This is a genomic window from Gimesia aquarii (genome assembly GCF_007748195.1).
Classification (GTDB): Bacteria; Planctomycetota; Planctomycetia; order Planctomycetales; family Planctomycetaceae; genus Gimesia; species Gimesia aquarii.
Genome location: NZ_CP037920.1, coordinates 3,120,218 through 3,144,175, shown reverse-complemented (window position 1 = coordinate 3,144,175; position 23,958 = coordinate 3,120,218). Strand labels below are relative to the sequence as shown.

The following is a 23,958-nucleotide window of genomic DNA, read 5'->3' as shown; positions in this document are numbered from 1 at the left end:
GTTACTCAACAAAAAGAAACTCATTACTGTTCAGAACCAAACGGCAAACGGCTTCCAAACCATGCTTGCCAACCAAAGTTGTCATTTTTTTCAATTCATCATCCGCTGGTTCTCGCAACCAGACCCATAAAACAATCTGTTTAATCTGGCCTGGTAATTTGGTTTGTGACTTTCGTGCCCGCTCTGCCAACTTTTGTGACTGATGTAAAACAAAACGATTGTTATACAGAACCAGAGATTGCAAAGGAGAGGCTGAAAAGCCACGTGTCGGAGCTAATAAACCCAGGTCGGGAAAATCTAAAGCGTCCATCAGGGGGTCAGGAATACCACGCCAAACCACGCGATATATGCTGCGTCGATTGGCTGCCGGACTATCCAGATCAAATTTTTCGTAGTGTAATACCGGCGTCACTTGCGGACCGGGGGTCGTGGTAAAATGAGAATCTCCTGGCCCACCACTTTTCAAATCAAGTTGTCCGCTCACCAACAAAACAGAGTCTCGGAAACTGCCTGCATCAAGACGTTGCCGCGACATACGTGCCAGCAATCGATTATCGGGATCACTTTTTTCCAACTCTGAGCGGTAAGCCGATGATTGTCGATAGGTTTTGCTGTTACAAATCAAACGATGTAGGTGTTTCAATGATCCATTTTGATCACGCAGTTCACAGGCCAGCCAATCGAGCAACTCGGGGTGAGAGGGTGTACCTCCCATACGTCCGAAATCATTTGGCGTATCACATAGTCCCTTACCAAAATGATAGTGCCATACGCGATTGGCGATGCTTCGCCAGGTAAGCGGGTTCCGTGGGTCAGCCAACCAGTCAGCAAGTGCTGCCCTTCTCGCTGATTCATGATGAGATTTTGTTAGTTCAAATCGAGAAGGCAACGGAGATAATGCCGTTAAAGCACCAGGCCCAATCACATCGCGCGGCTTTTCAAGATTACCACGCACTAAAAGTCGAATCTCACGCGGCTGAGATAACTTTATCATACCTCTCTCGTTCGCAGCTTCTGCTGCCGCCGCGTAAACCTTGACTTGTGATGGGAGCTTCTCCAGTTCCTGCTCCGCCCGGTGTTGCAAAATAGTGGAAGCGAGCAACGCCTGTTGTTCAGCCGACCGCTGAGCGGCGGGTCTATTTAAGACCGCCTCGACTTCTTTCGGAAGTGCAATCACGTTCAACTTCGGTGCATCTGTGACAGCTAATTTGAAACGCCCAATAATATGTGCACCACCATGTACCTGTTTCAGTGTGACTGATAATTTCGTTCCAGGCTCAACAATCAGCGGTGTTTTCAAAACAAATACAGCATGATGCGGCACGCCGACTTTCGGGTAGATTCCCCAAGCCGTTTTGGGATTCCCGTCGACGGCATGCTGAATCGTCCAGCCAGCCTGATTAAAGTCTGCTGTTGCCTGACCAATGGGAACCACTTGTCCTTCCACGGCATCGGGTTTGAAAACACGCAATTCAAACTCGTTTAAATGGAGATTTCCATTGTGTGCCCTTCCCGGCCCTTTGTGGGGCAGCGAGTCATCATTCAATAAATCCAGCCGCACCGCTGTTATTGTTGAGAGCGATGTGTTTGCCGTGATGACAATTGTCTCCTGCTCTGGTGCGTTTCCGCTTGAAAGTATCGAAGCATCAGGCTGGCGTTTCAAATTCGCGCCGTTGGTCGAAACAAAGACATCAGGCTCAAGAGGTACCCAGCGCGTTTGTGGAGCGCGGGATTGCTCCCATTCCGCAACCAATTTCAGATTATCTGGTTTCAGTAGAATATTTGTATTCATGTTTTGAGCGGCTGCCTTAAGATTTTTCCAGCGAGATCGCTGACTGGCGACCGCTCGGTCCATGTCAAATGCAACGTCGCCCTTACCAACGCCAGCAAATACTGCCTGCAGCGCATAATAGTCGGCTTGTGTAATGGGGTCGAATTTATGTGTATGGCATCGAGCACAGTTTGCTGTGGTGCTGGCGAAGGCCCCCATGGTTTGGGTCACCAGATCATCACGGTCAAGATATTCAAATGACTTGGGTGCAGTGGCAGCTGCGCTTTGATCATAAGGACCTGCCCCAAGGAACCCCAGCGCGACCGTTAGCTCCGATGCCTTGGGAAAGAAAAAATCAGCCGCCAGTTGCTCTCGAATAAACTGCGGCCAGGGAATATCACGATTGAAGCGATCTATGACATAGTCACGATACCGCCACGCGTGAGGCCGAAAGACGTCGTGCTCAAACCCATGTGAATCTGCGAAATGGACCGTATCGAGCCAGTGTCGTGCCCAGCGTTCTCCATATCGAGGCGAGGACAGCAGTTGGTCAACCAGCTTTCCATAAGCCTGGGGGCTGGAGTCTGCAAGAAACGCGTTCGTCTCTTCAATCGTAGGCTGTAGCCCGTGTAGATCGAACATCAACCGCCGGATCAAGGTGCGTCGATCGGCTTCCGGAGACGGTTTCAGTTTTTTCTGCTGCAGGTGCGTTTCGATAAATGCATCTATCGGATTACTGGGTCCCTCACCGGGAACATGAGGGCGCAAAAGCGGTTTTAATGACCACCAGTCCGTAGAATCCGTGACCTTTGACGCGGGCTTCGTCGTTCGCGGGTCCTGGGCTCCGTCTCTGACCCATTTTACGAGAGCAGCAATCTCTTTGTCAGATAGCTTCTGTTCGGGCATCTGTAATTCTGAATCACTGTGACGAATCGCTTTAATCAGCAGACTGCCTTCCGGGTCACCAGGAGCGATCGCAGCACCGCGACTTCCCCCCGTTTTCCAACCACTCTGCCAATCCAGTGTGAGATCTCCTTCCATCACTCCCGAAGTATGGGAATGGCACTCGTAACAATGTTTACGAAGAATTGGTTCCACAGTGTCACGAAAGAACGTATCATCAGCAGCAGAGATCCACCCCACCATCGAGAGCCAACTCAATAAACAAAACCAGGCAGGAAGGAATTTCATCGAATGAGTCTCCCGGAAATTTTCTCTGTACACTGTATAACCTGCTTACCAATGCTGGAAAACAGACTCTTAGGCATTCGTTTGGAAGGAGCGGAGACCCAAACTACAGCAAGTAAGTTTTCAGTTTTACCCAATACCGGAGCAGCGACGCAATGGATTCCTTCATCCGCTTCCGCATAATCGGTAGCGTAACCGCGACTGCGAACTCGTTCACATTCTTCCTGTAACATGCCTGGATCAGTAATGGTGCGCGGTGTATCTTGTGTCAAAGGAATGCGTTTGATTGTAGCAGCTAATTCTTCAGGAGCTTGAAATGCCAGGAGTGTTTTTCCTGGGGCATTATTATGTAATGGAAAGCGAAGCCCCACATCAACGGCGATTCTGAGAGGGTGGAGCCCACTTACCTGTTCAATAATGACTCCTTCATCTCTCACGCGTAAACCGAGTTGTACCGTTTCGCGAGTTTCATCACGGAGATCACGCATGAGTGGCAGAGATTCTTCAACTAGACTCACATCCCCCACCTGCGGCATTCCTAATGTGAGGAACTTAATTGAAAGCTTAAACCGCTTCGTCAGTGGATCGCGTTCCAGATAATTGCGGTCAGTAAGCGCATGTGTGATACGAAAAATCGCGTTCTTATTAAGAGAAAGCCGTGCAGCCAGCTCGCTGATTCCGAGCCCATCAGGCGCCTGACTCAACGTCTCCAGCACATCCAGCCCTCGCTCAAGTGCAGGAACACTCGTCGTTGTAACACTCATAGGCTGACCCCACTATAGTTCCACATATGTAACGTGTCACACTATTGTAACAATGCAATTTATCAAGAGTCAAGCATCTTTGTTCATTTTCTCGTTCGACTTAAGACTTGATTAATCGAGAGGCTTACCTGTGAGATAAGGTAATTTGATTTGACCACAGTTCAGGATTTCGGCTTTCCACTCATAGTTCTGCTGTGTATCAGCTTCGTTAGCCATTTCGAGCATTTCATTGACTGTGTAGGTTCGAAGCACTGAAACAAGGCCATCCCAAAAGACCAACGCCGGAATCAGGGGGATCAGATATGTAAAGATCAGTCGTGAGATACGAAACGGTTTTATAAACGGGGTCAACAGCAAAACAAATATCGGAGAGAGTGCAAAACGAATCAGATGTTCTATGTCGCGCTGTTGCGCTTCAAAAATGGCAATGGGTTCCTGAGCCGCGATTGCGTTTTGAAGAATCTCCTTAACTTCGGTTGGAGTAAAATGGTGCAGACTTAGAAACTGCGTTCGTAGCCCAACCAGATCCTGCGGAACATCTTTGGCATCGATAGAACGTGACTCAACTTCAACCGTCTCAGGGAATGCTGAAACAATTTCTAACATACCAGCTTGATTCGGATAGTAATCAGTCAGTTTGACGCGTAAACCCGGGACTTGCTTCTGCAACTTCGGAATCAAAGAAAGCCAGGGACCACCGCTTCCAGAGGCAATATCGACAATCTGTGAACGACCAGTTTGTTGTAGGATTTCATTGAGAACCGGCAGCGTTCCGCCGAACAGATTAAACTTGCAAGAAACGAAACGCAGGTAATCTGTCATAAAATCTCTAAGCAAACTTGGAAACCAGCGGCAGTCTTCAAACTCAAACAGTTGTCGTCGTTTCATAGTCATTCGCAATGCTCAAAGTAATATATCTTTGCATTATTTAAACAACTATGATAGCGAAACGTGCTAGACTGTGAGAACACTGCCGATCAAATAGTATCAAACAGAGCACTTAATTACTTTCCACCAGTTGTGGAGTCGATGCGGTTGAGGCACCAGATTGTTTCAGTAAGTATTCTTCAAAGACTTCCGAGGTCAGAGGTTTAGCAAAGAGAAACCCCTGTCCATATTCGCAGCCCAGTTTCCTGAGTTCGGTCAACTGGTCCTGCTCTTCGATACCTTCAGGAATAAGCATGATCCTCAGGTTTTCAGACAGGACTACCAAAGAATTGATCATCGCGGCCATACCTTTGGTACGTATGACTTGATCTACTAACGAGCGATCAATTTTAAGTGTATCTACAGGGAATTGATTCAGTGAAGCAAAAGAGGAACAGCCAACACCAAAATCATCGATGGCCAACTTGACCCCAATGTTTTTGATTTCTTTCATCGCTTGAATCGCTTCATTCACATCGGAAGCAAAGGCATCTTCGGTCACCTCCAATTGAAGATGTTCAGGGTCTACATTAAATTCCTGGAGCGTGCTTTCCACCATATGCACCAAATGGGGGCAGATGAATTGCTTACGCGATAAGTTAATACTGATCATGGATGGAGCGGAATATCCCAGCCGCTCTGACCACTCAGCGTATTGCCGACATCCTTCTCGTAAAACCCATTCACCCAGTTCGATAATCTGTTGTGAATCTTCCGCAATGGGTATAAACTCTCCCGGACTGATGAGTCCCAGTGTCGGGTGATACCAACGCAACAGAGCCTCCACACAACAAACGGCACCACTTTCAAGCGAAACGATGGGTTGATAGTAAAGTACTAATTCCTGATTCTCTATCGCTTTTCTGAGATCGTTTTCCAGAATCATCTCACGAATCACACGTTTCCGCATTGAATCATCAAAAATCACATAACGGCTTTTTCCGGAGCGTTTTGCTTCATACATGGCAGTGTCTGCATCACGGATGATCTCTTCCGGCCGTTTGTAATATTTGTTGCCGATTACGATCCCCATGCTGGCAGTTGAATATACTTCATGCTGTTCCAGGAAGTACGGACGGGCTAATTCATCCAACAGCCGTTCTGCAACAGAGTTCACTTCGTCAAGGCTCTTGATATTATTGATCAGAATCAGAAATTCATCGCCTCCCAGTCGACCTGCTGTATTTCCTGAAACCTGCTGACTGATTGAATCTGTACAGCGAAGATGACGACGCAAGCGGGTTGCAATCTCAACGAGCAGTAAGTCACCGACATCGTGCCCTAAACTGTCATTGACCATTTTAAAACGATCAAAATCGAGGAAGATAACGGCATAATTCGCTTCTGATTTCTCCTGGGACTCCAGAATTAATTCCTTCAAACGTTCATGGGACAGTGTACGATTGGGTAAACCTGTCAATTTATCGACTAATGAGGCGCGTTCAAATACTTCTTTACTATTACGCAACTCAAGTTCGGCCTGTTTTCGGTCTGTCACATCAAACATCACACTATCGACCATAGGCACGTTATTGTGATCATGTGAAACTAAACCTTGTTCCCAAACGTATCTTACCTCTCCATCAGCACGTATAATTCGATATCCAACCTGGAATGATTGCGGTTTTTCCGCGGCAGACTGAATAACTGAATGGACTTTAGTAATGTCATCAGGATGAATGACACTAGTAAATGTTCGTACTTTATTCCGCAATAGTTCTTCAGCAGGATACCCCAGAAGCTCTTTGATTGTCTCGCAGACGAATTCAATGGTCCTCCTTTCGTCCACATGCGACCGAAATGTCACTCCGGGAATATTGTTCATCAACGTTCGAAACTGTGCTTCACTCTGTTTCAATTCATTCTTTGATGATTGAAGTTTTTCATTGGCGAGTATCAGTTTTTGATTGTATTTACGAAAAAGAAACAGAAGAATGACACTAGGCACAATGGTCAATAAAAGTACGACAACAGCACTGATCCCACCTCGCCGGACCAATGTCCCACCATGTTGAGTTGCTTCTTTTGCACTTTCGACCGCATATTTTGACGAAAGAATTGTTAGATTTCGCATGTCGTCTTTAAATGGTGTCATCGCCAGATTAGCCTGCTGAGGAGTCTTAATTTCCCCGCGATTTATCTTCTCAACGATATTCAAAAAATGTTTTTGATACTCTTTTACTGAATCGTGCAACAGCATCTGTAAACGTGTCTGTTCCTCATTTGCCATACACTTACTCAAAAACTCCGTATCGATGGAAAGCTTGTTCCAGGCAGTACGCCACTTCAATAGATAATCATTATATTCGACCGGGTGATTCAGATTGAGGAACACATCTTTTTCGTAGCGGCGACACTCAAGCACATCCTTTGCCACTTTTCCCGCCAATGATTGTCGATTGACATCGACGTAAATCACGTGTTGGGTAAGTGTGACTTGACTTAGTTCATAGATCAGGACCAAAACTCCCAATGCCATGACAAAGGCAATTCCAAACAGCGGCAACTTAGGCCAGATGAAATGAATTGAGTCATTTTGATCGGCAGTTTGCGGGCTGCCCCCCATCGACTCAGATTCTGAAGACTGTTTCATGTTTCTCACTCTCAACCAATATGGATGTGAAGACTACACAAAACGTAGGTTATTTTTTTAAATCAACGTGTATCCCTGTTACTTCTCGTAATCCAATCTGTTAAATCCAGTCAAACCCCTCCAGAAAAAGTGTACATTACAACACACAACAATGTCCAAAACTTACTGGAAGATGACTTTATCATCAACATGCATAGGGAAAAACCCCCAGTATATGATTAAGTCTACACCCCGAATATCATGAGTTTGAGCTCACTCCAAATATCAGCTTGACCATTTAAAACGACTTAAAAGGCGTTATCAGGTATAGAGATGAAACAGTCTCTATTTTCATGCTTACTGGATCAATCTAGGGATATAAAAAGAACGACTCATGTGATTTTCAAGGCTGAAATCCTCGAAGCAATAATGACAACACTGTTGAATATTTGATCGTTCTCGATAGCACCATCTCGCGTATCAATCGTCTGCAAGAAACCGACATTGACTACGATAGCCGCCAATGATCTCTCTGCAGGATTGATCATATAAATTCTTGAACGCCCGAATGAAGAAAGATCAATTATCTTTTTGCAGTGGGAAGCACTCCACACCTTGCCGAATAAGGAGCTGAAGAACTAAACTTATGCTCGAAAGAACTTCTGTTTTCCCTGTTTCAAGTGATCTGCTTTTTAATGAAATCATACTCAATGGCTTTTCGTCATCAAATCATCCAAAGCATCAGATTCTCTATCATGACTCTGATTCTACTCTTGCTTTTATTATTAGAAGTACAGGCGCAACCTCCCTCAAAGGAGAAATCATCTCCCTCTCCTGCCACAACGAAAGCACCATCGATTTCTGCGGAATCGATTCAAAAAAAAATAGAATTGGTCAAAGGAATCAAAGGCTTAACTGAGGAAGACCAGAAGAAAGCGATTGATTTTTATAATCAGGCAATTGGAAATCTTAAGAAAATTGCAACCTTAAAAGAGAGAGCCCTGCAGTATCAAAAACGTTCAGAAAACGTAATGCAGGATCTGAATCAAATCAAACTAAAGATTGATAGTTTGAGCAAACAACCTGCACCTTCCTTTTCTGTCATGAAAAAACTTTCAGAGTTGGAGCAAAAGCTTGTCCAGGCAGAGCCGCAACTTGAAAAAACGAAACAAGAACTCGCTGACTGGGATACTGAAATTTCACATCGCACCAACCGGAAAAAAGAAGTTTTGACGCGCATAAGCGAAATTGATGAAAAGTTAGATGAAATCGAAAGGCAACTAAAACTCCCTGCTCCTGCAAACGAACCAGCATCTATCTTTGATGCCAGAAAAATCGAATTAATCACCCACCTGAACGTTCTCAAAGAAGAAAAACCTGCCTTAAATAATGAATTAACAGCCTATGACGCCGAAGAAGCAATCGGATTCCCCCGTATTCAACAGGACTTTTTAAAGTTGACTGTCAAAAGACAGCAGGAAATCGTCGACGCACTCAATGACCAAATTAAAAAGCTGCGTAAGATTGAGTCTGAGAAACGTGTTCAAGAAGCGCGCGATAAAGTATTTGCAACCCACCCTATTCTGCAACCTCTGGCAGAACAGAACCAGAAATATGCAGAAGAGATACAGAAGCTCAACCTTAAAATCGAAGCTGTTGACAAAGAGTATTCGAGTACAAATAAAATTCTAGAAGACCTCAAAAAACAGTTTCAACAAACAAAAGAGAAAGAAGATTCCATCGGATTGACCGGTCCGATTGGCTTACTACTTCGAAATCAACAATCCACTTTACCAAACACCCAAATTCGTATCGAAAATATTGATAAGCGTAGGAAACTGATCGATGAAGTTCATTTAAAACTGTTTGAATTGGATGACCAATGGGCGGAATTTCCGACGGCGCAAAAAATTACCGAAGAAATTTTAAAAAGCAGTAAGAGTAAGGTCACTGCGGATGAAATCAATCATCTTGAGATCATTGTCGAAGAGATACTCAAAAAACAAAAAGAATATTTAGACTCCCTCATTCGCAGTAATAAAAATTACTTCGATAAATTACTCGATCTGGATGTGGCTGAAACGGATCTGGTAAAACAGACAGACATTTACTCTGATTATATCAAAGAGCGTATCTTCTGGATCAAGAGTTCTGCACCTATCTCCTGGCCCGAAATTAAGCAGACAACGCAGTCGATTCAATGGCTCTTTTCACCAACACACTGGAAAGAATTATGGAAAGTCTTTCAACAGGACCTCCAAAAAAATTCCGTTATTTATTTTTTCGCTGTTTGCTGTTTCTTGAGCCTTGTGTATCTGGCATATAATGTCAGACAACAACTACGAATTATTAACAAAGAAGTGACCAGAGGCAATTATCGTAAATTTGGAATTACTGCACGAGTCGCTTTTCTGACCTTATTTATTGCCGTCGTCTGGCCTGGGCTGGTTTGGTTTATCGCGTGGAGATTTGGTAGCGCTCCCAATCCGACTAATTTCGTGAAAGCAGTTGAAGCCAGTTTATATCAGGTTGCCTGGTTGTTATTTTTCTGGGAACTCATTCGACAGATCTGCCGGCCTTTAGGTCTCGGTGAATCGCACTTTGGCTGGTATAAACAAACGGTCTTATATGTGCGGAGAAACATACGCTGGGTCATTCCTTTCTCATTACCACTCCTATTTTTTATGATCTTGCTACATGGTAAAGAAGTCGACCGGAATCAAGATTTATTGGAACGCCTGTTTTTTGTTGCATTGCTGATTGTTTACACTGTTTTTGCCCGCCGAGTATTCCATCCCCGATCCGGGCTCTTCCAGTCCATTCTCAATTACAATCAAGAGGTCTGGTATGATCGCTGCAAATATGTTCTTTACTTTTTAACACTTTTTGTCCCCGGCACACTGATTCTGTTATCTCTTGTCGGTTTCTATTTTACTGCTTTGACTCTGTTTCACTTAATCTTCCTGACTCTCTGGTTGTTTTTGGGAGTCATCATATTCAGAGCTCTGCTTTTGCGCTGGATTCTGATTCATCATCGAAATCTCAGCTTTAACCAAAACCGAGAGCGCTTACAGGCAATCCGTGAAGAATCACAAGAGGAAAATTCTGAATCAGAAATTGCCGGGATTACTACAGAAGAAGTGGAATCCGCCGATCTCACAAAAATTTCTGCACAGATTAAAAAATTAATAAATGCAACCATGAGTGTGATCCTGCTTGTGGGTCTATTATGGATCTGGGGCGATACCCTACCGGCATTTAATCGCCTTGACACATTTGAGAATCGTGTCTGGCTCACGTCAACTCAAACGGTTGAGGCAACAACAGATGCAGACGGTAACCCTACAACAAAATTCACAGAAAAACTAGAACCTGTCACTTACTATGACATCAGTTTGGCTATCATTTTTGCTATTTTTGCAATTATCGCTACGAAAAATATTCCTGGTCTGCTTGAGTTCATTATTTTACAACGCCTGCCACTCGACGCGTCTATTAAATATGCGATTACCAGCCTGGCCCGTTATTTTCTGGCACTGTTTGGTATTCTTGTTGTGTTTAGTACGATTGGATTAGGTTGGACTAAGATCCAATGGCTGGCAACGGCGTTGACTTTTGGACTCGCATTTGGGCTGCAGGAGATCTTCGCCAATTTTGTTTCCGGGTTAATTCTGCTCATCGAACGGCCTATCCGAGTGGGAGACATTATTACCGTCGATGATATCACCGGCGTGGTTTCTCGCATTCGTATGCGGGCGACCACGATCACGAACTGGGACCGTAAAGAATACATCGTACCCAACCGGGAATTTATTACTGGTAAATTACTCAACTGGACATTGTCAGATTCAGTCAATCGAATTTTTATTAATGTCGGAGTGGCCTACGGCACTGATACAAACAAGGTCTCTGAGCTGGCATTAAAGATTCTGAATGACCATCCATTAATTCTATCCAATCCACAGCCCAGTATCACGTTTGAGTCCTTTGGAGAAAGCGTTTTGAATTTAAATCTCAGAGCGTATTTACCCAACCTGGAGAATCGGTTAACCGTCATTCATGAATTGCATACTTCGATTCACGAACAATTCAACGAAGCAGGAATTGAAATTGCATTTCCTCAACAAGACGTTCATCTTTATACTGGCAACGCGTCACTGAGTGAAACGATTCTAAACATGAATTCCACTGAATCATATTCTGAAAAGAAACTCTAAGAAGCCTGAATACCAATTCAAGATCGTTCCAGTTGCTTTGCTACAAAGGTGCCTTTGATGACTGCTGCCACCCGTTGATTGACTGTCACGGCACACTCCAGCTTGATTCGCGCACGCCCCTTCCGCTGTAGGCCCGAATGAAATTGATCCCATAACTTTTGTTCGGGGAAGTGGCATTCTGCTTCGAAATCACTCTCAATCGGATGGAGAAATTCCATCTCACTTTTCTGAATGACAATTTTATAACGAACATTGTCTGCGCTTAATCGAATGTGGATTAAAGTCCAGCCAGCCAGAATACCTAAACTGGCAATACTTCCACCAAAGGCTGTCTCCTGATGATTCAAGTTTGGAGCTAACCTGGCATTTAGCCTGAGAGCGTCTTTCATCTCTGGTAGCACATTAATCTGCATTGCCTTTGTCACCGGAATATGTTGATGTAAGTAAGCGGTCACTTCTCCAGCATCAAATTCCATCAACATATCCTTCCAGATAAAAGACACAGGCTCGTTTTATGATTGCCTATATCAAAACAACATAACGCATGATCTGGAAAAATAATAGAGTCGATTGAGAATCGCAAAAAAACTGTTTCGTAATATCAATTACAAGCAGGAGAACATTTTCAGTTGTTCGATGGAAGTGGTGGTAAAACTGCTGGACCTTTTTGTAATGGTTGTGGTTGAGTTCCTGGTGGAACGGGAGGAGAAATGGGAGCTGTCTTACGTGAAGGTTTCCATCCGGAATCATTCTGTTTCGGGAATGGTATCGACAAGACTGGAAGTTGTGACTGTCCTCCCCGACCCTGCTTTGAACCAAATTGTGGAACGGGATTCGGGCTGGGAAATAATCTTTGCGCTGGAGGTAACTCAAGCCTTGGTGAATAGTGAGCCTGTAATTGATTAATTGAAGATTTCATATCAGTAAGAATTCCACAAACATCGCGCATAGCCTGTTCTGAAATCATGCGATAAGGAGGTCCATAGCACTGGAATATACCGCATTGAAAATTGGGTTGTGGATATCCATTTCCACCATAGAAAATATATCCGTTTGGTCCGGTTGGCACTGTGACAGGATCTTTGAATACTGGCAACGGCATGGTTTTGAGTGATTGATCCAAATCATCCACTAATAGACTTAAATCCAATAAAGCCTGGTCCATGCCTCTGGTAGGAGCGTTCAGGACAACCATCCGGTGGATATTATCAGCCATTTCATGAATTTCATAAGCTTTCGCAAAAAGTATTCTTTGCCCTCTAATTCCCCGAAATTTTGTCCTTATCTCCCGGCAGAGCGTAAAGGAATCGCGGTTGAGCTTTCCCCCAATCAAATCGAGGTCTCTTGCCTGTGCATACAACGAACCGCTTTGTAAGAGCACAAAAAACAATAGAATTACAAGCGATTTTATCGATCTGTTTAGCCGAAACATTATGAATCTCCCTATCATGTGGACAAATTGAACATTCTCCTGAATCATCCTCATTGATTGGATTTCTTTTATGAGAAGTCACTCTGGGCTAATGCAAAAGGTGTTCCTGAATTAGAGTATATTCTATTAGGCAATGTTAAACTAAGTGTTGAAAATCACTTATTACAATCCGCTTTGAGCCGATCTTATTTAGACCACATATTCACCTGCCGCATTTTCGATAACAAATGAATCAAAATGATCCTTGAATCGAATCACTTATGAACACACCCCGGGGAATTCGCTCGAAAAACCATGTTTAGTACAAATGCCTCATTGCCTCTATTCAGAGCTCAAAAGTTAAATCATTTCCTGTTCTTGATTTAGCATTGATAATCAATGGTACTCGATTGCGAAACCGCTTGTTCTTCGACACAATAGCCATTCTCGATTTTTAAACAGATCCATACCGTCCATATGGGAACCTTAGGAGATTCAGGATTCAATGCCCCTCACTACAAGAACCATCGGTGCGCTTAGCTGCCAGATTTATGATGAATTACCCACGAACCAAAACCCGGAAGTCATAGCCGTCATCAGTCATGGTTTTGGCGCACCGGGTGATGATCTGGTTCCTCTAGGACCAGAGATTTTAAACAGAAATCCTGCTTTAAAAAATCGGGTTCAATTTGTTTTTCCCGCAGCCCCACTCTCACTACTGGAGATGGGAATTCCCGGTGGTCGTGCCTGGTGGATGCTGGATATCGAAGAATTGAATGCGGCTATTGCATCTGGGAAAATCCGAGACCAAAGAGCGAAGACCCCCGAGGGATTTTTAGAAGCTTCACAAAAGCTGAGTGAATTTATTATTGAACTTCAAAAGGAATCTGGCTTACCGCTCTCTCAATTTGTACTGGGAGGTTTTTCACAAGGATCAATCGTCTCAACAGAGGTGGCCTTAAACCTACCGGAACCTCCGGCCGCCTTGGTCATTTGGTCTGGTACTTTGCTATGTGAACAAAGATGGATCTCGCTGGCAGAAAAATCAAAAACGTTTCCAGTATTACAGAGCCATGGAAAACAAGACCCGATTTTGCCTTTCGACGGGGCAATCTGGTTAAAAGAGATGTTTGAACAACATCAATTCGAAATTGATTTTTCGGAATTTATGGGTCCGCATACGATTCCAGAGGTGGCGATGGAAAAATTTGGAATTCTGCTGACTGATTTGACAGGTTGAAACGGAATTAAGAACAGGTTAATCCATGGAAACTCTTTATTTGTAATGACAATCCATTGAGCCTCGTCTCGGCTCAAGACATAATACCATTTTATACCTATTTTTATTTATGCGCTTCAATTCGTGGCAATCTCGAACGAGAAGCGATTCGTCATTACTAACACTGATTCCAAATTGAACATTTGAATCAATGGAATCACAGAATGAACACATGAAATCATCTCTCTTTTCTCAATTCAATACGATCTTTTCATTGCTTTTGCTTCTGCTCCATGTGAACCAGCACGTCTTTGCTGAAGGTGTTGATGAAAGCTCTTGCGAAGTTAAGCAAATTCAGGTCGGCTTTGACGGGCTTTACAAAATTGGACGATGGGTTCCCGTTACAGTTGAGCTAACGACAACTGCCCCGATTGAATTACAGTTATCTGTGGTGTCCCTCTCTCCTGATGGAAATTCCACTGAGATACCATCGGACGTCTACCGATTTCCCGAACCCGGAACCTATCAACTCTATTCGCAATTTAAAACGGGACTAATTGATAGTCCATTAAAAATTCGCCTGCGCGATGTAGGTACTCAATCAATATTGTATGAGGCCTCCTACTCACCGCAATCATCTCAGAATCAATTTACCGGAGTCGGTTTAAAACAATCGGTCGAACTCTGGGCTCTCATCGGTGAAACTTCCGGATTTAAACCGATCGAGCCTGCCGAACTAGATTCAATTGATAAAAACCTCAACCAGTTTACGACACTGATTTCTAACCAGTCATTTTTACCAGAGACTGACTATGGCTATGACTCACTCGATTCTCTCATTGTTGATTCTGATTATACTGTCAGTGCTAAAAAAAACCGGGCCATACAGAATTGGGTCGCCAATGGGGGCCATCTCGTTCTCTGTGTGGGCCAAGACTTAGAAAAATATCAAAAAAGTGAATTTTCGAAGTGGGTTCCCGTTAAAGTCCTCGGAGAAAATAAAGTCCGTGAGTTAAGCAGTCTGGAATTATTTGCTGCTGTACGTTCACGGATTCGCGGTGTAGCCACTGCTTCTCAAATTGAAATCAATTCGGGAGAAGTATTGGCCTCTTCGCTCAATGGACCAATTCTGGTAAGAGTTCCTTTCGGTCTGGGAGTTGTCACCTTTCTCGCTTTGGATCTGAATACCAGCCCTTTAGTCAACTGGGAAGGATTAGAGAATCTCTGTGTTAAACTCGCGACTCGAAAAAAGCAGCCTGTCGCCGCAAATGAACAGGAAGCCGCGCTCGGAAAACGGCTTTCCCAAACCGGTATTTCGGAATTAGAAACACAGCTTTTTCATTCTCAGCAAAATTTTCCACAGGTGGAACGATCGTCGCACTGGTGGGTGATGAGTTTAATTCTCATCTATCTGCTACTCATTGGTCCGCTCGATTATGTTCTGGTACATCGTATTTTGAAGAAGCCACATATTACCTGGGTTACATTCCCCAGCATGGTTTTGATCGCGGCCATCTGGGGTGTAGCTACTGCCCAAAACGATAATGGTCGTTCGCTGCAGTCAACACAACTCAATCTTGTCGACTATGATGTATCTGAAGGCCAACTTCGTGGACGCTTTTATCTAAGTCTATATAGCCCTGAAACGCGTCGTTATCAGATTGATGTTCAGTCAAGCATCCCTATGCAGGATGAAAATAGTAAGCTTGTCCCAACTCAGATCTGTTGGAACGGACTACCAGAGACAACGTTTGCTGGCATGTATCGCTCTGCAGAAGGAACCATGAGCGCCCCTGCTTACGAATTTTCCCCTCAATCAAAGTCGATTGTGAACCTTCCGATCCTGAAATGGGGAACGAAAAGCCTGCTGGCGGAATGGACGCAGAAACAACCAGAATTATTCTCATCTAATCTAACGGGTAACAGTCTCAGTCGACTTTCAGGAACATTTACAAACCGATTAACTGTCCCGCTCAAAGAGTGGGTCCTTGCCTATGGTAACCGTATTTATCTGCCGCTCGTAGATCCAGAACATCTTGAAGACTCCTTTATCCCTCCCGATCAAAACTGGGATATTAACAGCCCTAACATTACTTCGCGTAATATAAAAGGATATTTGACCCGTTCTGTCTCTCGTCGATTACCTAAACAAGGACAAAATACGGCTAGTGTGGTGACAGAGCAGACCGACTATGATGCCTTTTCCAAAGATGTTTACGATATCCTCAAAATGCTTACGTTCCATGAAATGTCAGGAGGATATGGTTACACAGGACTCTCTAATATTTCAGCAGAACAATTGGATTTCAGCGAACAATTACGTTTAGGAAGAGCCGTTTTGTTTGCCAGACTGGATACACCTCTCAGTCAAACCTCACTTGATAACAAAGAACTTGATCAGACAAATCAGAGCACATATATCAGAGTTGTGATCCCTGTAACGAAATCGACAAAAATCCAATACGAATTACCTTCGTTGAAAGACGAAGATAATCCGCCGCAAGATCAGCAGGGTACACCTGCCGGGAGCGATAACAAGTGATTGAAACACGTAATTTAACAAAACGTTACGGCGACTTGATTGCCGTGAATAATATCAATCTCAATCTGGGTGAAGGCGATGTTTTTGGTTTTATTGGCCCAAACGGCTCTGGAAAAACCACCACCATGCGAATGATCGCCACACTGCTCAGCCCTGATTACGGTGAAGCATACGTTTGTGGAAAATCGATCTACACACATCCCGAAGAGATCAGACGACTCGTTGGATTCATGCCGGACTTCTTTGGTGTCTATGATGATATGACGGTGATTGAGTATCTCGAGTTCTTCGCATCCGCCTATCGAATTAAAGGGCCTCAGCGACGCAAAGTTTGTGAAGAAAAACTGGAACTGGTCGACATGTCCTTTAAACGAGATGCCATGGTCAACCAGCTTTCCCGTGGTCAAACCCAACGCATTGGACTGGCACGTGTCCTGTTACATGAACCACAGGTTCTTTTGCTCGACGAGCCGGCCAGTGGGCTTGACCCGCGTGCTCGTATCGAAATTCGGAACTTGTTGAAACGCCTGGGAGAATTAAAGAAAACGGTGATCGTTTCAAGTCACATTCTCCCTGAGCTGGCAGACGTCTGCACCCGTGTGGGAATGATTGAAAAAGGAAATTTGATCGTCGACGACAACGTCGAAGAAGTCATGAAAAAAGCAAGGCAACGGATCTTATTACACGTAGCTGTCACCGAAAACACCGACAAAGCGGCAGCCCTGCTCGAAGCACATGAGCTCGTTTCCAACATTGACATCCAAAATAATGTCATGCTGATGACTCTCCAAAACGACGTTCAGGACTACACCTTTATCCCTACGCTGTTAATTAATGAAGGATTCAAGCTTTGTTTATTCCACGAAGAAGAAATCAACCTTGAAACCGCATTCATGGAATTAACCAAGGGTCTGGTACAGTAGTTCGATCTTCGTTTTATTTCTTTTTCTTTGCGGCAGCTCTTTTTGCTTTACGTTCTGCTTCTTCTTTTTTTTCTGCTGCTCTGACCTCTGCTTCCGGTTTGCGTTTCTGCTGCAACAACCATTCATAGACTTTCGGATTGTTATATGTTTCGGTCCAGGAATCGTGTCCAGCCTCCGGATAGACAGTGAAAGTGACATCCGCTTTTGCTTTTTTCAGTACATCGACCAATGCTTGCGAGCGATCAAGGGGCACGGCCGAGTCTTTGGCGCCATGAAAGACCCAAATGGGAACATGCTTGACTTTTTTGACCCAAAATTTTTCGCCACCACCACAAATGGGAACCAGCGCTGCAAACCGGTAAGGAGTATAAGCAGCCAACGCCCAGGTCCCAAAACCTCCCATAGATAAGCCTGAGACATAGATGCGATCTTTATCGACATTATATTTCTTTTCGACCTCGTTCAATAACGCCGTTAATTCAACCGGCTGCCAAAGTTGTTCTTTAGGGCATTGAGGGGAGACAACAATGAAGGGAAACTGCTTACCATTTTTAACCAGCTTTGGAGGACCATGAATGGTCACCAGATCAAGATCAGCTCCTCGTTCCCCCGCTCCATGCAAAAATAGTAGCAGAGGCCACTTTTCCTTTTGCTCATAATCTTTGGGTAAATAAACCAGGTAGTTCATTTGGACCGGAATGGTTGTATTGAGTTCAGCTGCCTGCTGTTTCCCGGATTGCTCATTTTCCTCCGCTTGAGCGACCGGCATGCAAACAAAAACAAATAAGATCACTGTCACTGGTATCAACTGATGCAACATCTATTATGTTCTCCTGTCATTTTTAATGTGACCTCTGATAATATGCGTAAAATAGAACATGAGCATGACAGACTAAAAACAAGACTTCAAGTTAACCAGTTCATCTTAATATAAAACATACATACACTAACTGAGTCCCGGGCGAGGATAAATTACATAATACAGAAAAGCAAGCATAGAAATCAGAGATCGGATTCCCCTGTATTCCAGTCTCTTACCGCTGATCAGTACCAGAATGCTCTTCTGCCATTTTTTGATTTTTGATAGGATCCTGCCCTCCATTCTCTCTGTCTCTCCTATCATTTCTTTCTCTGTCTTTACTTTTACTCCTCAAATGCAGTCTGGCCTTCATAGCAGAAACTGTTTGTCAGAACGACCAGTCATACATCAGCGTCTCTATGCATGTCTGATTTTGACTGGGTTATTAAGCTGCTGCGCACTGCTTTCAGGTTGTCAAAAGAATCTGCTCCGAAATGTCCAAAAGACATATGCCTCAATACTCAAGAAAGAAACAAAGAAAATACCAAAGGAACTGGAAGGACTCCATGCTTATTTGTCTCAGGATTTATGGGTCCGAAATGATCATTGGTCTGCATTTAAAGAATGGAAAACTCAACAGGACAAAATTTCTGATACCCCTGTTTCATCAATGGGTGTGCAGCGCTGGATGTTTGGACCATTAGAAAAACAAAAAGTGATCTCTGAACCCATCAAAAAAGAGACTCCCGTCGCATCCCAGGAGACAGTAGATCTTTCGTCTCAAGAAGAAAATAAAACCACTCAGAATTCTCAGCCAGAACCAAATCAACTCCGTGAAAATGAACCAGTAGATCCTGAATATTGGTCAGTGAATATGTTACAAGATTTTTTCACCAGAACGAGCTCCCCAACTTCAACAGATGATTCGGCATCGGTTCGACCTCAAGGAAAATTCGCGGCATTAAAAGCAATTTCAGAATGGAATTCTCCAGCAGGCTGGAACGCTGCTATCCTTTGGGGGACTCTTGAACCAGCAACCGCTTTAAAGACACTTCCGATTTTAGAAAAAGTCATATTTGATGCGCCAACTCGTGCAGTCAATGTACCACAAAATAATCCTGACAAAAAGATTGTAAATCTCGAGAGAAGAGTGGAAGGTAATTTCCCAAATCAAAAAACAGGAAAAAGCAAATCAGAGCCTGAATTACCTCCTCTTTCTCCAGCAATGAAGCATGCTGCCATCAATGCAATGTGCCTTGTCCTCTCTCAAGCCGACGCGATTCCCTTCAAGACCAAAAACAGATTGACGCAGTTATTAGAAAGACCTGACATTTCTATCGAACTGCGTGGTGAATTATACCGTGGGTTAGCTCGTTTTGTTCCCCCCGCCAAAATTCCAACCTTGAACCAGGCTTTTGACATCGGTGATAACACAACACTTCCTCCTAAAATTTTACGACGGTCTGCCTTGGATGCCTGTATCATTCACGGACTGTGGTATTACGCAAAGCAGGATCAATTCTCACATCCAGGCTATTCATTGGAGAAATATTCAGATTTCAAAACAACAGTCTGGCCTGAAAATATGATGCAGGTTCGTTGGGATTCTGACCCAACCATGCGTTGGAATTTTGGTTTTTGGGTCGCTTTGGTACATCACCCTGACGCTATCACAATACTCACGTCCCAGCTCAGAGACGCCGACTTAAAAGTTCAAAATAAAGCGATTGAATTCATGGGAATCCTGGGAACCGAAACTGCATTGGAACTTCTTAAACAACAGTCAAAGCGTCTCCAGGAAAGTTCTCGCATCTCAGCCGCAATTGGCCTTACTCCCTGGGGAGCACACTATCTGGCACCACTTATCGGTGATAAATCTTCGTCAGTTCGCCGTGCCGTAGCGAAAGGACTAGGCCAAACTGATTCACCTGAAGCCGCATTATTACTTCGTTCCTTAATGAGAGATCGTAGCTCAGAAGTTCAACTGGCCGTTGTTCAATCGATCTCACACTGGCCTGATGAACTCGCCATTCCACTACTACTCGAAGGAATTCAAGAAGGTGTCTATAAAACTCGAAGAGACAGTGTGCTACAATTGACCGATCGCATCGGCTCCAGCGGTGCGATATCAATTGAAGCTCCCCGATCTGAACGAATTGTTGCTGTCAGAGAACTGATACAAACAGAAAAACTTCCCGGGGGCTTATGGGACCAACTCATAAAACAGGGCTTACAAGACCCTCGTGAGCAAGATAAGCGCCGAATCGCAGAAATCCAATCTTACTTCCAGGATATTCTTAATCACCCCCGTCAATCGGCAGAATACCATCAGGCTTATCAGGAGCTTTTGAGCATTTCGGCAGAAGAACTCAGTATTCTGGAAAAAATGGTTTTGGAAACCTCGATTCAAATACCAAAAGAAATTTACAGCGATCTGCTGCCTCAGTTAAATCCCAGCTATGTTGCTTTGAATCGCCTAGCGAGCGTTCATCTTTCAGATCGCCGCAAAGCAGCTCAACAACTTTTACAAAATTCACAGCATGTGTCTTTAAGTCCGATCATTGTAAAACGCCTTCGTAAAATAATGGCTCAAGAACAAGATAGGCTGGTCTGGCGAATTGTGATGTCATCGATTGCCAAAGACAATTATGAAGAAGCTGCCCAACTCGCCTTGCTGGCTATCAATCATAATTGGCCCGATATTCGGATTCTGGGCTGCGAATACTTTGGAACATACGGATTACCTCAATATGCAATCTGGTTATTACCGCTGTTAAATGATAAGAATGAATCCGTTCAACTTACTGCTATCAATGCAATCGGTCAGTGCCATAATCCAATTGCAATCACAGGCACTCAAAATTCCTCGCCAGAACATGGTCCTGGGCCTTCTTTACGTTCACTACTGACACACTCAAATCAGAGAATCCGTTTTCAGACAGTTGTCGCTTTGAGCCGCTTAGGTAATGTTCAAGGTATGCAGGAACTGGTACGGCTTTCCAATCATACTCTCATTTCAATGCGCACTGATGCAATTAGAGAAATGGGAAACTCGCGCCAAACTCGCTTTGTCGAACCGCTCATCCAATCAGCTTGGACAGAACGCAATCATATCGTTATGAAAGAAATTCTCATCAGCCTTGAAAAGCTGGTTCCTCCTTCTGAGCAACCAGCAGAGCTGAGTTCTTCAAAAAAACATTCAGAACAAGCCGAAATTTGGATGAATTGGTGGCAATCTCAGCACTCTCAATCAGCTTCCCGCCTGTTTACAGGCCGTTAAGTATGAATTCTTGGTTTTGAGGTCCCGAAAGACTGTTCTCATTTCCTGCTTCACAGTATTATGGAACAGAATGCTAGATTTCTATTTGCAAAGAATGCTTTAAATCATTGCGGAACAACCAAATGTCTAATTACCACGACGACTTTCAATTGGAATGGCATGGAAATACAGTTGTCATCATTCCAGCAAGTAATGTCGAATCCATGAGTTGGGATCTGATTGAACAGGCAGCTGATATTGTAATGTCTCCTCTGCAGGAAGTTGAAATTCCGATGGTGGTATTTGATCTGAGTGATGTCAGCTACTTTGGTTCCGTATTTTTGGCACTCTTGTTACGTTGCCATAAACACGTCAGAAGTAGAGGTGGTGAGCTTGTATTATGTGGTGCGAGCAAAATGGCAAACGAGCTATTGAGAATTACCGCACTCGACACTCTTTGGGCAATTTATGAAACCAGAGATGAAGCTCTGGACGCCCTGATGGGGTAAATCAATCACACAAAGAGTCATCTCGACCAGTTATGTTAAAGGATTAATGAATCATGTCGAGGAAGTATCGAAAAACACGACCTGAAGTCTCCGAATCAGACGTGTTGCCCACAGAGCATAGTTCGGAGCTCTATGCGCATGAGTCAATCATCGCCACCATCAAAGAGACGGCAGATAAATTAAAACAGGATCAGGCAACCCGTGGTGATCTCAAAATACTTGATCGTGCGCTGAAAGAGCTAAGATACGCGTTCAAGGTATTCACTCCTTATCGCAAGCAGCGTAAAGTGACAGTCTTTGGTTCTGCACGAACGCTACCTGACGATCCCGCTTACCAGCAGGCACTTCAATTCGGCCGCCGAATGGCTGAAGAAAAATGGATGACGGTCACCGGCGCAGGCCCTGGAATCATGGAAGCAGCCCATGTCGGTGCAGGCACAGATATGTCCATGGGTGTCAATATTATGCTCCCCTTCGAGCAGGAGCCCAACTATGTCATTCACAAAGACGAGAAGCTGGTTAACTTAAATTATTTCTTCACACGAAAACTATTGTTTGTGAAAGAAGTTCATGCAATCGTCTGTTGTGCCGGTGGGTTTGGAACACTGGATGAAGCATTCGAAACATTGACCTTAGTCCAAACCGGCAAACGCGACCCAATGCCAATTGTGCTGTTGGATACTCCCGGTGATACTTACTGGAAAGATTGGGAAGCATTTATCAAAAACAATCTCCTCAAGCAGGAACTGATTTCAGAAGAAGATTTATCCCTCTTTTATATTACTGATAACCTTGAAGATGCAGTCGATGAGATTATCGGTTTTTATAGTGTTTATAACAGTATGCGCTATGTGAGCGGTCGCTTAGTGCTACGTTTGCATGTTGAACCGAGCAATGAATTTATCGAAAAACTGAATGATGAATTCAAAGATATACTAGCCTCAGGTATCATCTCTAAAGTCGATGCACACGAGTTGGAAAAAGACGATTCTCACTTGACTGACTTGCCACGTATTTCCCTGATTTTCAATCGAAAGAATCTGGGAAGACTTCGGCAAATGATCGACCGCATCAACACAGAACTGTCGCCCCAACTTGCAAACGAAGCAGAGTAAGCATCAGTCGTTACTTAACATGCTTTTGAATTCATCTTCGTTCTTCAAAATCTCCTGTAGTTTGGCCATCGAACGACTGACCATCACACGAACAGCGACATCTGTTTTGTTCAAATGAGTCGCGATCTCTTTTGTGGGAAGTCCTTCGACATACTTGAGACGAATTGCCTCTCGATTCTCTTCTGCTAACGACTCCAGCGCCACAAGCAATTTCATTTCCTTTGCACCACGCGAGAATGCCTGGCTGGGACTGGTGATACTGGCAATCAGTAAATCCATGAACCCTTGGTTCTCACCATCACTGGCTGACTGTTGTTTGACCTCGCGACCAGCAGCCCGTTTTTGTGCCTGGAAATATTTCCGATGGTTATCGATAATTTTTTGATCAGCAAGATGACAGAGCCAGCCAAACGGTGGCTTATGTTCAAAATCCATTTTGGATAAGGATTGAACAGCACTCAGGGAAACTTCCTGTAGAATATCTGCTGCTTCTACTTTACTTTTCAGCCCATCACTCATGTTTTTATTAATAAATGCCATCAGAGGATCTCGATGCATTTCCATGAACTTCAGTAAAGCCGGCTCATTCCCCTCTTTTATCTGGTTAATCAGAACTTCGATATCAGTCGTCATAAGTATCTCATACTTCCTGCAATAAGCCGACAAAGTCCGAGAAGCGTACTACTTTCCACACTGTTGTTGATCGATTACTATACTACATAAATGTGTGGAACGTTTTTCT

16 protein-coding genes are annotated in these 23,958 nt (G+C 44.0%); 7 read left to right on the top strand and 9 right to left on the bottom strand.

Annotated features, from left to right (window positions below):
• Position 1 precedes the first annotated feature (1 nt).
• The 5 genes from V144x_RS12565 to V144x_RS28375 all read right to left on the bottom strand — a co-directional run bounded on the left by V144x_RS12565 (position 2) and on the right by V144x_RS28375 (position 7,770).
• Complete coding sequence (locus V144x_RS12565; RefSeq protein ID WP_144985503.1) at positions 2 to 2,962, bottom strand: PSD1 and planctomycete cytochrome C domain-containing protein; 2,961 nt, start codon at positions 2,960 to 2,962, stop codon at positions 2 to 4.
• The gene (locus tag V144x_RS12560; RefSeq protein WP_144985502.1) at positions 2,959 to 3,723 is read right to left on the bottom strand and encodes an IclR family transcriptional regulator; all 765 of its coding nucleotides are present in this window, start codon (positions 3,721 to 3,723) and stop codon (positions 2,959 to 2,961) included. The genes V144x_RS12565 and V144x_RS12560 overlap by 4 nt, the downstream gene beginning before the upstream one ends.
• A gap of 111 nt (positions 3,724 to 3,834) precedes the next feature.
• Positions 3,835 to 4,611 carry a class I SAM-dependent methyltransferase gene (locus tag V144x_RS12555; RefSeq protein WP_144985501.1) on the bottom strand — a complete coding sequence of 259 codons (777 nt, stop codon included), beginning with the start codon at positions 4,609 to 4,611 and terminating at the stop codon, positions 3,835 to 3,837.
• Positions 4,612 to 4,723: 112 nt separating this feature from the next.
• The gene (locus tag V144x_RS12550; protein WP_144985500.1) at positions 4,724 to 7,243 is read right to left on the bottom strand and encodes a bifunctional diguanylate cyclase/phosphodiesterase; all 2,520 of its coding nucleotides are present in this window, start codon (positions 7,241 to 7,243) and stop codon (positions 4,724 to 4,726) included.
• Positions 7,244 to 7,614: 371 nt separating this feature from the next.
• Positions 7,615 to 7,770 (bottom strand): hypothetical protein, encoded by a 156-nt coding sequence (locus tag V144x_RS28375; protein ID WP_197998899.1) that lies wholly within the window; start codon positions 7,768 to 7,770, stop codon positions 7,615 to 7,617.
• A gap of 207 nt (positions 7,771 to 7,977) precedes the next feature.
• On the opposite strand from V144x_RS28375, the gene V144x_RS12545 reads away from it, so the two are divergent.
• Complete coding sequence (locus V144x_RS12545; RefSeq protein WP_197998898.1) at positions 7,978 to 11,439, top strand: mechanosensitive ion channel domain-containing protein; 3,462 nt, start codon at positions 7,978 to 7,980, stop codon at positions 11,437 to 11,439.
• Between the two features lie 17 nt (positions 11,440 to 11,456).
• On the opposite strand, the gene V144x_RS12540 is transcribed toward V144x_RS12545, so the two are convergent.
• The gene (locus tag V144x_RS12540) at positions 11,457 to 11,915 is read right to left on the bottom strand and encodes a YiiD C-terminal domain-containing protein (RefSeq protein WP_197998897.1); all 459 of its coding nucleotides are present in this window, start codon (positions 11,913 to 11,915) and stop codon (positions 11,457 to 11,459) included.
• 149 nt (positions 11,916 to 12,064) lie between these two features.
• On the bottom strand, positions 12,065 to 12,871 hold the full coding sequence (locus V144x_RS12535; RefSeq protein ID WP_144985497.1) for a hypothetical protein: 807 nt from the start codon (positions 12,869 to 12,871) through the stop codon (positions 12,065 to 12,067).
• A 484-nt stretch (positions 12,872 to 13,355) separates the two neighbouring features.
• Here V144x_RS12535 and V144x_RS12530 point away from each other — a divergent pair, with 484 nt between their 5' ends.
• From V144x_RS12530 to V144x_RS12520, 3 genes are all read left to right on the top strand, one after another.
• The gene (locus V144x_RS12530; RefSeq protein ID WP_144985496.1) at positions 13,356 to 14,090 is read left to right on the top strand and encodes an alpha/beta hydrolase; all 735 of its coding nucleotides are present in this window, start codon (positions 13,356 to 13,358) and stop codon (positions 14,088 to 14,090) included.
• A 211-nt stretch (positions 14,091 to 14,301) separates the two neighbouring features.
• Positions 14,302 to 16,611, top strand: a complete 2,310-nt coding sequence (locus V144x_RS12525) for a hypothetical protein (protein WP_144985495.1) — start codon at positions 14,302 to 14,304, stop codon at positions 16,609 to 16,611.
• Complete coding sequence (locus V144x_RS12520) at positions 16,608 to 17,534, top strand: ABC transporter ATP-binding protein (RefSeq protein WP_144985494.1); 927 nt, start codon at positions 16,608 to 16,610, stop codon at positions 17,532 to 17,534. Before V144x_RS12525 ends, V144x_RS12520 begins: the two co-directional genes overlap by 4 nt.
• Before the next feature lie 13 nt (positions 17,535 to 17,547).
• On the opposite strand, the gene V144x_RS12515 is transcribed toward V144x_RS12520, so the two are convergent.
• Positions 17,548 to 18,354 (bottom strand): carboxylesterase family protein, encoded by an 807-nt coding sequence (locus tag V144x_RS12515; protein ID WP_197998896.1) that lies wholly within the window; start codon positions 18,352 to 18,354, stop codon positions 17,548 to 17,550.
• A gap of 364 nt (positions 18,355 to 18,718) precedes the next feature.
• Here V144x_RS12515 and V144x_RS12510 point away from each other — a divergent pair, with 364 nt between their 5' ends.
• From V144x_RS12510 to V144x_RS12500, 3 genes are all read left to right on the top strand, one after another.
• Positions 18,719 to 21,613 (top strand): HEAT repeat domain-containing protein, encoded by a 2,895-nt coding sequence (locus V144x_RS12510; protein ID WP_197998895.1) that lies wholly within the window; start codon positions 18,719 to 18,721, stop codon positions 21,611 to 21,613.
• A gap of 122 nt (positions 21,614 to 21,735) precedes the next feature.
• A complete protein-coding gene (locus tag V144x_RS12505; protein WP_144985492.1) occupies positions 21,736 to 22,101 on the top strand; it encodes an STAS domain-containing protein in 366 nt (121 codons plus the stop codon).
• 53 nt (positions 22,102 to 22,154) lie between these two features.
• A complete protein-coding gene (locus V144x_RS12500) occupies positions 22,155 to 23,216 on the top strand; it encodes an LOG family protein (RefSeq protein ID WP_144985491.1) in 1,062 nt (353 codons plus the stop codon).
• Positions 23,217 to 23,219: 3 nt separating this feature from the next.
• Here V144x_RS12500 and V144x_RS12495 read toward each other — a convergent pair whose 3' ends face one another.
• A complete protein-coding gene (locus tag V144x_RS12495; RefSeq protein ID WP_144985490.1) occupies positions 23,220 to 23,849 on the bottom strand; it encodes a sigma-70 family RNA polymerase sigma factor in 630 nt (209 codons plus the stop codon).
• Between the last annotated feature and the right edge of the window lie 109 nt (positions 23,850 to 23,958).

Bases quoted from the DNA above. Each gene is read 5' to 3' on its own strand.
- V144x_RS12540 (WP_197998897.1), bottom strand. From the start codon at position 11,915: ATGGAATTTGATGCTGGAGAAGTGACCGCTTACTTACATCAACATATT.
- V144x_RS12515 (WP_197998896.1), bottom strand. From the start codon at position 18,354: ATGTTGCATCAGTTGATACCAGTGACAGTGATCTTATTTGTTTTTGTT.
- V144x_RS12550 (WP_144985500.1), bottom strand. From the start codon at position 7,243: ATGAAACAGTCTTCAGAATCTGAGTCGATGGGGGGCAGCCCGCAAACT.
- V144x_RS12545 (WP_197998898.1), top strand. From the start codon at position 7,978: ATGACTCTGATTCTACTCTTGCTTTTATTATTAGAAGTACAGGCGCAA.
- V144x_RS12530 (WP_144985496.1), top strand. From the start codon at position 13,356: ATGCCCCTCACTACAAGAACCATCGGTGCGCTTAGCTGCCAGATTTAT.
- V144x_RS12555 (WP_144985501.1), bottom strand. From the start codon at position 4,611: ATGAAACGACGACAACTGTTTGAGTTTGAAGACTGCCGCTGGTTTCCA.
- V144x_RS12505 (WP_144985492.1), top strand. From the start codon at position 21,736: ATGTCTAATTACCACGACGACTTTCAATTGGAATGGCATGGAAATACA.
- V144x_RS12565 (WP_144985503.1), bottom strand. From the start codon at position 2,962: ATGAAATTCCTTCCTGCCTGGTTTTGTTTATTGAGTTGGCTCTCGATG.
- V144x_RS12535 (WP_144985497.1), bottom strand. From the start codon at position 12,871: ATGTTTCGGCTAAACAGATCGATAAAATCGCTTGTAATTCTATTGTTT.
- V144x_RS12560 (WP_144985502.1), bottom strand. From the start codon at position 3,723: ATGAGTGTTACAACGACGAGTGTTCCTGCACTTGAGCGAGGGCTGGAT.
- V144x_RS12525 (WP_144985495.1), top strand. From the start codon at position 14,302: ATGAAATCATCTCTCTTTTCTCAATTCAATACGATCTTTTCATTGCTT.
- V144x_RS12500 (WP_144985491.1), top strand. From the start codon at position 22,155: ATGTCGAGGAAGTATCGAAAAACACGACCTGAAGTCTCCGAATCAGAC.
- V144x_RS12495 (WP_144985490.1), bottom strand. From the start codon at position 23,849: ATGACGACTGATATCGAAGTTCTGATTAACCAGATAAAAGAGGGGAAT.
- V144x_RS28375 (WP_197998899.1), bottom strand. From the start codon at position 7,770: ATGATCAATCCTGCAGAGAGATCATTGGCGGCTATCGTAGTCAATGTC.